We start from the raw sequence: 11,162 nt of genomic DNA, 5'->3' as shown, positions 1-11,162 counted from the left end.
GGAGCCGCCCTGCCCGGCCCCGCCGCCGGGCGGCGGGGCGTATGCCTGCGGCGGGTGGTACGGCTGCGCGGGCTGGGCGGGGGCGGGACGCTCGCCCGGGAGCGGGCTGGAGTACTGGGGCTTCGGATGCGGATCGCGCTGCGGCCGCAGCTTCCGGGTCTCCGTCACCGACGCCGGGGCGGAGTCCCCGGCCGGGCCACGGGCGCCTTCCCCAGCGGTGGTGCCGCCCGCCGAAGTCGGGGCTCCCGATCCCGGACGCCGTCCGGCGTCCGCACCGCCGCCCGCGGCACCCGTGGCTCCACTCACGACTTACTCCTCGGTCTCATCGGCCGGGGGCGGTGTGCCCTCGACCGCCTCGGACGCGGCCTCCTCGGCCGGTGCGCTCCCGGTCGCGGAAACTTCCTCGACCTCTTCGGCCTCACGACCGGCCTCGGCGTTCCGGGCGATGCCGACGACGGCATCGCGCTTGCCCAGGTTGATCAGTTGGACGCCCATGGTGTCACGGCCCGTCTCCCTGACCTCATTGACCCGGGTACGGATCACGCCACCGCTGAGCGTGATGGCGAGGATCTCATCGGTCTCCTCGACCACCAGCGCTCCGACCAGGGAACCACGGTCCTCGACGATCTTCGCTGCCTTGATCCCGAGGCCGCCGCGCCCCTGGACGCGGTACTCGTCGACGTTGGTCCGCTTCGCGTACCCGCCGTCGGTGGCGGTGAACACGAACGTACCGGGCCGGACGACATTCATCGAGAGGAGTTCATCGTCCTCGCGGAAACTCATGCCCTTCACACCGGAGGTCGCGCGCCCCATCGGCCGCAGCGAATCATCCGTCGCCGTGAAGCGGATCGACTGGGCCTTCCTGCTGATCAGCAGCAGATCGTCCGCGGAGGACACCAGCTCGGCACCGATCAGCTCGTCCTCGCGGCCGTCCTCCATCTCCCGGAGGTTGATCGCGATCACGCCGCCCGAGCGGGGCGAGTCGTAATCCTTCAGCGGGGTCTTCTTCACCAGGCCGGACTTGGTGGCGAGCACCAGATACGGCACCGCCTCGTAGTCCCGGATGGCCAGGATCCGCGCGATCTTCTCATCGGGCTGGAACGCCAGCAGATTCGCGACATGCTGGCCGCGCGCCTCCCGGCCGGCGTCCGGCAGCTCGTATGCCTTCGCCCGGTAGACCCGGCCCTTGTTGGTGAAGAACAGCAGCCAGTGGTGGGTGGTCGAGACGAAGAAGTGGGAGACGATGTCGTCCTGCTTCAGCTTCGTCCCGCGCACGCCCTTGCCGCCGCGCTTCTGCGAGCGGTAGTCCTCGGTCTTGGTGCGCTTCACATAGCCGCCACGCGTGATCGTGACGACGATGTCCTCCTCGGCGATCAGGTCCTCGATGGACATGTCACCGTCGAAGGGCACCAGCTTGGTGCGCCGGTCGTCGCCGAACTTCTCGACGATCGCGGTCAGCTCCTCGCTGATGATCTGCCGCTGCCGCTCGGGCGAGGCCAGGATCGCGTTGTACTCGTCGATCTTGGCCTGTAGCTCGTCATGCTCCTGGATGATCTTCTGCCGCTCCAGGGCGGCCAGCCGCCGAAGCTGCATCTCCAGGATCGCGTTCGCCTGGATCTCGTCGATCTCCAGCAGACCCATCAGACCGCCGCGCGCGGTGTCCACCGTGTCGCTGCGCCGGATCAGCGCGATGACCTCGTCGATCGCGTCCAGGGCCTTGAGCAGACCGCGCAGGATATGCGCCCGCTCCTCGGCCTTGCGCAGCCGGAAGCGGGTCCGGCGGACGATGACCTCGATCTGGTGGGTCACCCAGTTGCGGATGAACGCGTCCAGCGAGAGGGTGCGCGGCACACCGTCGACCAGCGCCAGCATATTGGCGCCGAAGTTGGTCTGGAGATCGGTGTGCTTGTAGAGGTTGTTGAGGACGACCTTGGCGACCGCGTCCCGCTTGAGCACGATGACCAGGCGCTGGCCGGTGCGCGAGGAGGTCTCGTCGCGGACGTCGGCGATGCCGCCGACCTTGCCGTCCTTCACCAGGTCGGCGATCTTCTGCGCGAGGTTGTCCGGGTTCACCTGGTACGGCAGCTCGGTGACCACCAGGCACTGCCGGCCCTGGATCTCCTCGACCTCCACGACCGCGCGCATCGTGATCGAGCCACGCCCGGTGCGGTACGCCTCCTCGATGCCCTTACGGCCGACGACCAGCGCGCCGGTCGGGAAGTCCGGGCCCTTGATCCGGTCGATCAGGGCCTCGAGCAGCTCCTCCTGGGTGGCCTGCGGATTGGCCAGGAACCACTGGGCGCCCTCGGCGACCTCGCGCAGATTGTGCGGCGGGATATTGGTGGCCATGCCGACCGCGATCCCCGCCGAGCCGTTGACCAGCAGGTTCGGGATGCGGGCCGGGAGGACCGTCGGCTCCTGGTTACGGCCGTCGTAGTTGTCCTGGAAATCGACGGTCTCCTCGTCGATGTCCCGGAGCATCTCCATGGCCAGCGGGTCCATCTTGCACTCGGTGTACCGCATGGCCGCCGCGGGGTCGTTGCCCGGGGAGCCGAAGTTGCCGTTGGAGTCGACCAGCGGCATCCGCATGGACCACGGCTGAGCCAGCCGCACCAGGGCGTCGTAGATCGACGAGTCGCCGTGCGGATGGTAGGTGCCCATGACGTCGCCGACGACACGGGCGCACTTGTAGAAGCCCTTCTCGGGGCGGTACCCGCCGTCGTACATCGCGTACAGCACCCGGCGGTGCACCGGCTTGAGGCCGTCCCGGACGTCGGGCAGCGCACGGCTGACGATCACGCTCATCGCGTAATCGAGGTACGAGCGCTGCATCTCCGTCTCGAGGCCGACCGGCTCGACGCGGAGCGCGGCGCCTTCGGCCAGCTCGTCGGGGGTCAGATCATCGGGCGTGTTCGGGGTGTTCTCGTCGGCCATTGCTGGTCAAAGTCCTTCTGTCGTCTGCGGCTGGGGGCCGACTCAGATGTCGAGGAAGCGGACATCCTTGGCGTTGCGCTGGATGAACGAGCGCCGTGCCTCGACGTCCTCACCCATCAGAACCGAGAACAGGTCATCGGCCTGCGCCGCGTCGTCCAGGGTGACCTGGCCCAGGACGCGGTGGTCGGGGTCCATCGTGGTGACCCGCAGCTCTTCGGCGTTCATCTCGCCCAGACCCTTGAAGCGCTGGACCGAGTCGTCCCTGATGCGCTTGCCCTGTTCACGGCCGACCTGGATCAGCGCCTCCCGCTCCCGGTCCGAGTACGCGTACTCGAAGTCGTCCCGGCCCCACTTGATCTTGTAGAGCGGCGGACGGGAGAGGAAGACATGCCCCGCCTCGACCAGCGGGCGCATGAAGCGGAAGAGGAAGGTCAGCAGCAGGGTGTTGATGTGCTGGCCGTCGACATCGGCGTCCGCCATCAGAATGATCTTGTGATAGCGGAGCTTGGCGATGTCGAAGTCCTCGTGCACCCCGGTGCCGAAGGCGGAGATCAGCGCCTGGACCTCGTTGTTCTGGAGGATCTTGTCGACCCGGGCCTTCTCGACGTTGAGGATCTTGCCGCGGATCGGGAGGATCGCCTGATACTGCGGGTTACGGCCGGACTTGGCCGAGCCGCCGGCGGAGTCACCCTCGACGATGAAGATCTCGCACTTCGACGGGTCATTGGACTGGCAGTCGCTCAGCTTGCCCGGCAGCGACGCGGTCTCCAGCAGCCCCTTGCGGCGGGTCAGATCCCGCGCCTTACGGGCCGCGACCCGGGCCGTCGCCGCCTGGATCCCCTTACGGACGATGTCCGCCGCCTCGTTGGGGTAGCGGTCCAGCCAGTCGGCGAGATGCTCGTTGACGATCTTCTGGACGAAGGTCTTGGCCTCCGTGTTGCCCAGCTTGGTCTTGGTCTGGCCCTCGAACTGCGGCTCGCCCAGCTTGACCGAGATGATCGCGGTCAGGCCCTCGCGGATGTCCTCACCGGTGAGGTTGTCGTCGCGCTCCCGGAGCAGCTTCTTGTCGCGTGCGTACTTGTTGATCAGGTACGTCAGCGCGGCGCGGAAACCCTCTTCGTGGGTGCCGCCCTCATGGGTGTGGATGGTGTTCGCGAAGCTGTAGACACCCTCGGTGTACTGGGTGTTCCACTGCATCGCGATCTCGAGGGAGAGCATCCGCTCCTTGTCCTCGGCCTCGAACCCGATCACCGTGGGGTGGACCAGCTCGCCCTTGCGGGAGTTGAGGTAGGTGACGAAGTCGACGATGCCGCCCTCGTAGTGGTACTTCACGGAGAGCGGCTTGCCCTCCTCGTCCACATGGGCCTCGCGCTCGTCCTTGAGCGAGATCGACAGGCCCTTGTTGAGGAACGCCATCTCCTGGAAGCGCCGGGCCAGCGTCTCGAAGGAGTACTCGGTGGTCTCGAAGACGTCCGGGTCCGCCCAGAAGGTGACCGTGGTGCCGGTCTCCTCCGTGGCCTCGTTCCGGGCCAGGGGCGCGGTCGGCGCTCCCGTCTTGTAGTCCTGGGTCCAGCGGTATCCGTCCGTCTTGACCTCGACCGACACCTTCGAGGACAGGGCGTTGACGACGGAGACGCCGACGCCGTGCAGACCGCCGGAGACGGCGTAGCCGCCGCCGCCGAACTTGCCGCCCGCGTGCAGCACGGTCAGCACGACCTCCACGGCCGGCTTCCCCTCCGAGGGGACGATGCCCACCGGGATCCCGCGGCCGTTGTCCACCACGCGGACGCCGCCGTCGGCGAGGATCGTGACCTCGATGCTGTCCGCGTGACCGGCCATGGCCTCGTCGACGGAGTTGTCGACGACCTCTTGGACGAGATGGTGCAGGCCGCGCTCACCGGTGGAACCGATGTACATACCGGGTCGCTTGCGGACCGCCTCCAGCCCCTCCAGGACGGTGATCGCACTGGCGTCGTACGACGGCGAAGCCAGGACCTCGCTGTCGGGCGTGGACGGGATGTTTTCGATGGGGTTGCCGGAATCGGCCACGAAGCGCCCTTTCTGGCACAGCACAAGCCGTCTCCGGGCAGGCAGGAGCGGCTGCGTCGTTCAACATGTGTCCGCAAGCGCTCGGTGCGCAGGCGGCGACGGTGTACGGCCCCAGTCTACCGGTAGCGCCGACAAGAATGGGGGCTTGCTGCCGCCTGAGTCCGCATGTGCCGCCCTGAACCGGCTGCCAGCGACTCCCCATATGCGGGGACGGGCTCCAAGAGGCTCACGCCGCCACTCAGCGCTTCGAGCTGTCAACCACCGGCAACCGTGACCGGGGTCTCAGCAGTCACCCTGTTACCCCCGGTTAACACGGGGGCGCACAAGCCCCGGTCAGCCGTAGGTATCGCCCGGGCCGGTGGAGCCGGGAGAGCGCAGCGGGCCGTAGCGGCGGGCCGGGCCGCCGGGGCCCAGGACCTTGATCATCTTGACGGTGCCATGACCCAGATCCGCGTTCAGCCGGGCCACGAGCTGCGGGGCGAGCAGCCGCAACTGGGTCGCCCACGCCGTGGAATCACAGCGCACCGTGAGCACCCGGGCGTCCTCGTCGTACCGCTGGGGCTCGCAGTGCTGCGCCACCTCGGGCCCCACCATCTGGGGCCAGCGGCCCATCACCCCGCCGACCGCGGCCGGGGCCTCCCAGCCGCGCTCGGTGATCAGCCGGTTGATCGCCGCACCGAGCGGGAGCGGATCGCGGCCATCGGCGCGCGCGCCGGAGCGCAAGCCCCCTCTGCGCGCCTGCTTCTTCTGCTGGGCCGCCGCTCCCCGGGCGCGCGCCTGCTCCTTGGCGGCGCGCAGCGCCACCCGCGCGAGATCGACCCCCGAGGGCTCGGGCACCGGCGAGGGCCCCGCCGACTGGTCCGTTCCGTCGGCCATTCCCTCGGCAATTCCGTCGGTCATACGCGCCGCACCTCGCCCTCGGACACCGCATAGCGCGTGCCGGACAGCACCTGCGGAACGTCATCCTCCACCGCCGCGGTCACCAGCACCTGCTCCCCGGGGGCGACCAGCTCGGCCAGCCGCTCCCGGCGCCGCTCGTCCAGCTCCGCGAAGACGTCGTCGAGCACCAGCACCGGCTCGCCCGCCTCGGTGCGCAGCAGATCGTAGGAGGCCAGCCGCAGGGCGAGGGCGTACGACCAGGACTCGCCATGGCTGGCGTAGCCCTTCGCCGGGAGCCGGCCCAGCTTGAGGACCAGGTCGTCGCGGTGCGGGCCCACCAGCGTGACCCCGCGCTCGATCTCCTGCTTACGGGCCTCGGTGAGGGCGGCCATCAGCAGCTCGTACAGCTCCTCGCGGCTGCCCGCCTCGGTCAGCCCCTCACCGGCCGAGCCGCGGTACTCCAGCAGCACGGGGCCGCCGCCCGGGGCGAGCTGCTCGTACGCCTTGTCGGCGAGCGGCTGGAGCACGGCGATCAGATCGAGCCGCTGGGCGAGCAACTCGGCACCGGACCGGGCCAGATGCTGGTCCCAGACGTCGAGCGTGGACAGGGCCGCGTCGCCGCCACCGCTGCGCGAACCGTGCCGCCGGGCCAGGGCCGCGGTCTTCAGCAGGGTGTTGCGCTGCTTGAGCACCCGGTCGTAGTCGGAGCGGACCCCGGCCATCCGGGGCGCCCGCGCGGTGATCAGCTCGTCGAGAAAGCGCCGGCGCTCGCCTGGATCGCCCTTGACCAGGGCCAGATCCTCGGGCGCGAACAGCACCGACCGCAGGATCCCCAGCACATCACGCGGTCTGACCTGCGAGGACCGATTGATACGGGCGCGATTGGCCTTGCCCGGGTTGAGCTCGAGCTCGATCAACTGCTGCCGGTCGCCCTGGACGACCGCGGCCCGGACCACGGCCCGCTCCGCGCCCATGCGCACCAGCGGGGCGTCCGAGGAGACCCGGTGGCTGCCGAGGGTGGCGAGATAGCCGACGGCCTCGACGAGATTGGTCTTGCCCTGGCCGTTGGGCCCGACGAAGGCCGTGACGCCCGGGTCGAGCGCCACCTCGGCCCGGGTGTACGAGCGGAAGTCGGCGAGCGAGAGATGCGTGACGTGCATAGTGGGCTGCGCCGACCTCCCCCGGCTGAACTGCTTGCGCCACCCCGCGGGGTGGTTACTTGTCGCTGCTCTCGACCGCGTGACCGCCGAACTGATTGCGCAGCGCGGCGATCATCTTGATCTGCGGCGAATCCTCCTGACGGGAGGCGAACCGGGCGAAGAGCGACGCGGTGATCGCGGGCAGCGGCACGGCGTTGTCGATCGCCGCCTCCACGGTCCAGCGGCCCTCACCGGAGTCCTCCGCGTAGCCACGCAGCTTCGCCAGGTGCTCGTCCTCGTCCAGGGCGCGCACGGCCAGGTCCAGCAGCCAGGAGCGGATGACCGTGCCCTCCTGCCAGGAGCGGAAGACCTCGCGGACGTCGGTGACCGAGTCCACCTTCTCCAGCAGCTCCCAGCCCTCGGCGTACGCCTGCATCATCGCGTACTCGATGCCGTTGTGGACCATCTTGGCGAAGTGGCCCGCACCGACCTTGCCCGCGTGCACGGCGCCGCCCTCGCCCTCGGGCTTGAGCGCGTCGAAGACCGGCTGGACCTTGGCCACATGCTCGGCGGCGCCGCCGTACATCAGCGCGTAGCCGTTCTCCAGGCCCCAGACGCCGCCGGAGACACCGCAGTCGACGAAGCCGATGCCCTTGGCGTTGAGCTGCTCAGCATGCTTCTCGTCATCGGTCCAGCGGGAGTTCCCGCCGTCCACCACGATGTCGCCGGGCGACAGCAGCTCGGCCAGCTCGTCGATGGTGATCTGGGTCGGGACGCCCGCCGGGACCATGACCCACACCACGCGCGGGCCCTTGAGCTTGTTGACGAGCTCATCGATGCTGTGGACATCGGCGACGTCCGGGTTCCGGTCGTAGCCGATGACGGTGTGGCCTGCGCGGCGAATGCGCTCGCGCATATTGCCGCCCATCTTGCCGAGGCCGATGAGACCGAGCTCCATCAGTGATCCTTCATGCCGTAGTGCGTTGCGTTTCGCGGTGAGTCCGAGCCTACGCCCGCGGGTAGCCGCACAGATGTGGGCTACACCTGCTCATTCGCTCGCTCTCAGCCGCTGAGCCGCACCGGCATGATCAGGTACTTGTACGCCTCGTCCGCCTCGGCGTCCATGGCGGGCTTGCCACTGAGCAGCGCGGGCTTGGTCGAGGTGGTGAAGGACAACTGGGCGACCGGCGAGTCGATCGCGCTGAGGCCGTCCAGCAGGAACGTCGGGTTGAAGGCGATCGAGATGTCGTCGCCGTCGAGCTGCGCGTCCACCCTCTCCACAGCCTGTGCGTCGTCACTGGATCCCGCCTCCAGGATCAGCACGCCCTGCTCGAAGCTGAGCCGCACCGGGGTGTTCCGCTCGGCGACCAGGGCCACACGCTTGACGGCCTCGACGAACGGGGGCGTCTCGATCACCGCGACCGAGTTGAACTCGGTGGGGAAGAGCGTGCGGTACTTCGGCAGATCGCCCTCGAGCAGCCGGGTGGTCGTACGGCGCCCGGCGCCCTCGAAGCCGATCAGGCCCTCGCCCGCACCCGAGCCGGAGAGCGCGAGCGCCACGGTGTCACCGCTGGTCAGCGACTTGGCGGTGTCGAGGAGCGTCTTGGCGGGCACCAGCGCGACGGCGGAGATGTCGGGGGTCTCGGGCTTCCACAGGAACTCGCGGACCGCGAAGCGGTAGCGGTCGGTGGAGGCCAGCGTGACGGTGTCGCCCTCGATCTCGATCCGCACGCCCGTGAGCACCGGCAGGGTGTCGTCACGGCCGGCGGCGATGGCGACCTGGGCAGCGGCGGCGGCGAAGACCTCACCGGGGACGGTGCCGGTCGCGGTCGGCATCTGCGGCAGCGCCGGGTATTCCTCCACAGGCAGGGTGTGGAGGGTGAATCGCGAGGAGCCGCAGACGACGGTCACCCGCACCCCGTCACTGGAGATCTCCACGGGGCGGTTGGGGAGGGCGCGGCAGATGTCGGCGAGGAGCCGGCCGGAGACGAGGACCGTGCCGTCGTCCTCGATGTCGGCCTCCACGGAGACGCGGGCCGAGACCTCGTAGTCGAAGCCGGAGAGGCTGAGCGCGCCTTCCTCCGCCTTCATGAGGATGCCCGCGAGGACGGGCACCGGCGGTCGGGCCGGGAGGCTGCGGGCCGTCCAGGCCACCGCCTCCGCGAGTACATCGCGCTCCACCCGGATCTTCACCGTAAGCCGCCTCCTGCTGTTGCTGGCTCGCCCTGCTGGCCTTCGTCGTCGGCTGAGTAGCCGGAGACCAGTCTGACGCACGCCGCCGACAGTCGGTGCGGCTCGGGGTCAAGTCGGTGCGCGGGGTGTCGGGCGGCTCGGCCCGAGGTTGTGCACAGGCCCCGCTTCGAAGCGGTTTCCTCGCTATAACTCTGTGGTCGTAGTAGTAGGGCCTGTGGAAACCGTGGAAAACTGACTTTGCCCTGGTCAGCGGCGGTTTTTTGTCCACCGGGCCTGTGGGCGACGGCGGTGGACAACCAGGGTTGTCTGTGGATGCCGAAGAGTTCTGCACATGCGATGCACAGACATCGCCCGGTTCTCCCCAGCGCCGTCCCCAGTTTTACCCACCTTCCCCACAGCCCAACCCGCCTCCTTGGTGTGACGCCTTTCACTCGCGCCGGTGACCGTGGCCATTTCGTTGCCGAACAGTGGACAGCGGTGTGGAGAAGCTGTGGGCAACGGGCCTTCGGCTGTGGGTTGCCGGTGGACAAGCTGACGCGCGGCCTGTGGGTATCTCGGTCGTCCACAGTCTGTGGACTCCCGATAGCCACAATTCCACAACCACCTGACCTCGGCGGATGCCCTCCCCACCGGGCACCCTGTGGACGCGATCGGGACAACTTCCACGTCCCCAGGGTGTGGACGGCGGATGGGCCGCGTATCTGTGGAGAACCGAGCCGGCCGGGCCGGGAATCGAACAGCTCGTAGGGATGAACGACGAAGGGCGCCCCGGGAGTTGTCCCTCCCGGAGCGCCCTTCAGCGGTTCGCGGTGGCCCTGTGGGCCCCTCTCAGCCGTTCTTGATGCGGTTGGTCAGCTCGGTCACCTGGTTGTAGATGGAGCGCCGCTCGGCCATCAGCGCCCTGATCTTGCGGTCGGCGTGCATGACCGTCGTATGGTCGCGGCCGCCGAACTGCGCGCCGATCTTGGGCAGCGACAGATCGGTCAGCTCCCGGCAGAGATACATCGCGATCTGCCGCGCGGTGACCAGCACCCGGCTGCGGGAGGCGCCGCACAGATCGTCGACCGTATGCCCGAAGTAGTCGGCGGTCGCGGCCATGATCGCGGTGGCGGTGATCTCCGGGGCCGCGTCCTCGCCGCCGGGGATCAGATCCTTCAGCACGATCTCGGTGAGGCCGAGATCCACCGGCTGCCGGTTCAGGCTCGCGAAGGCGGTGACGCGGATGAGCGCGCCCTCCAGCTCACGGATGTTGCGGGAGATCCGCGAGGCGATGAACTCCAGCACCTCGGGCGGCGCGTTGAGCTGCTCCTGGACCGCCTTCTTGCGGAGGATCGCGATACGCGTCTCCAGCTCCGGCGGCTGCACATCGGTGATCAGGCCCCACTCGAAGCGGTTGCGGAGCCGGTCCTCCAGGGTGACCAACTGCTTGGGCGGCCGGTCGGAGGAGAGCACGATCTGCTTGTTGGCGTTGTGAAGCGTATTGAAGGTGTGGAAGAACTCCTCCTGTGTCGACTCCTTGCTCGCCAGGAACTGGATGTCGTCGACCAGCAGGATGTCCATGTCGCGGTAGCGCTTGCGGAACGCGTCCGCCTTGCCGTCGCGGATGGAGTTGATGAACTCGTTGGTGAACTCCTCCGAGCTCACATAGCGCACCCGGGTGCCGGGATACAGGCTGCGCGCGTAGTGACCGATGGCGTGCAGCAGGTGGGTCTTGCCCAGCCCGGACTCCCCGTAGATGAACAACGGGTTGTACGCCTTGGCCGGCGCCTCGGCCACGGCGACCGCCGCGGCGTGCGCGAAGCGGTTGGACGCGCCGATGACGAAGGTGTCGAAGAGGTACTTGGGGTTCAGCCGCGCGGTCGGCTCACCGGGGCCGGACGCGGGTGCGGGCTGAGCGGCGAGCGGGCCGGGGGCGCCGGTCTGCGAGGGCAGGACGGGCGGTCCGCCGCGGGCGCGCTCGAGCGGGTC

The 11,162-nt window shown here is 68.9% G+C and carries 7 protein-coding genes and 1 pseudogene; all 8 read right to left on the bottom strand.

What is annotated here, in order from left to right; all coding sequences use genetic code 11:
* Positions 1–306: pseudogene (locus KN815_RS40555) on the bottom strand (DUF3566 domain-containing protein); the annotation flags it as partial.
* 3 nt (positions 307–309) lie between these two features.
* Positions 310–2,934, bottom strand: a complete 2,625-nt coding sequence (gene gyrA / locus KN815_RS40550) for a DNA gyrase subunit A (protein ID WP_216346797.1) — start codon at positions 2,932–2,934, stop codon at positions 310–312.
* Positions 2,935–2,976: 42 nt separating this feature from the next.
* Positions 2,977–5,007 carry a DNA topoisomerase (ATP-hydrolyzing) subunit B gene (gyrB, locus tag KN815_RS40545; RefSeq protein WP_301184695.1) on the bottom strand — a complete coding sequence of 677 codons (2,031 nt, stop codon included), beginning with the start codon at positions 5,005–5,007 and terminating at the stop codon, positions 2,977–2,979.
* Between the two features lie 309 nt (positions 5,008–5,316).
* Positions 5,317–5,883 carry a DciA family protein gene (locus tag KN815_RS40540; RefSeq protein ID WP_372458603.1) on the bottom strand — a complete coding sequence of 189 codons (567 nt, stop codon included), beginning with the start codon at positions 5,881–5,883 and terminating at the stop codon, positions 5,317–5,319.
* The gene (recF, locus tag KN815_RS40535; protein ID WP_216346796.1) at positions 5,880–7,022 is read right to left on the bottom strand and encodes a DNA replication/repair protein RecF; all 1,143 of its coding nucleotides are present in this window, start codon (positions 7,020–7,022) and stop codon (positions 5,880–5,882) included. Before recF ends, KN815_RS40540 begins: the two co-directional genes overlap by 4 nt.
* A gap of 55 nt (positions 7,023–7,077) precedes the next feature.
* Entirely contained in the window at positions 7,078–7,959 is an 882-nt protein-coding gene (gene gnd / locus KN815_RS40530) for a phosphogluconate dehydrogenase (NAD(+)-dependent, decarboxylating) (RefSeq protein ID WP_216346795.1), read from the bottom strand.
* A gap of 104 nt (positions 7,960–8,063) precedes the next feature.
* Positions 8,064–9,194 (bottom strand): DNA polymerase III subunit beta, encoded by a 1,131-nt coding sequence (gene dnaN / locus KN815_RS40525; protein WP_216346794.1) that lies wholly within the window; start codon positions 9,192–9,194, stop codon positions 8,064–8,066.
* A gap of 828 nt (positions 9,195–10,022) precedes the next feature.
* On the bottom strand, positions 10,023–11,162 hold a 1,140-nt coding region (gene dnaA / locus KN815_RS40520; RefSeq protein WP_216346793.1), incomplete at its 5' end, for a chromosomal replication initiator protein DnaA.

Source organism: Streptomyces niphimycinicus (assembly GCF_018883605.1).
GTDB lineage: Bacteria > Actinomycetota > Actinomycetes > Streptomycetales > Streptomycetaceae > Streptomyces > Streptomyces niphimycinicus.
This window is presented reverse-complemented; position numbering and strand designations above follow the sequence as displayed.

Bases quoted from the DNA above. Each gene is read 5' to 3' on its own strand.
- gyrA (WP_216346797.1), bottom strand. From the start codon at position 2,934: ATGGCCGACGAGAACACCCCGAACACGCCCGATGATCTGACCCCCGAC.
- KN815_RS40540 (WP_372458603.1), bottom strand. From the start codon at position 5,883: ATGACCGACGGAATTGCCGAGGGAATGGCCGACGGAACGGACCAGTCG.
- recF (WP_216346796.1), bottom strand. From the start codon at position 7,022: ATGCACGTCACGCATCTCTCGCTCGCCGACTTCCGCTCGTACACCCGG.
- gnd (WP_216346795.1), bottom strand. From the start codon at position 7,959: ATGGAGCTCGGTCTCATCGGCCTCGGCAAGATGGGCGGCAATATGCGC.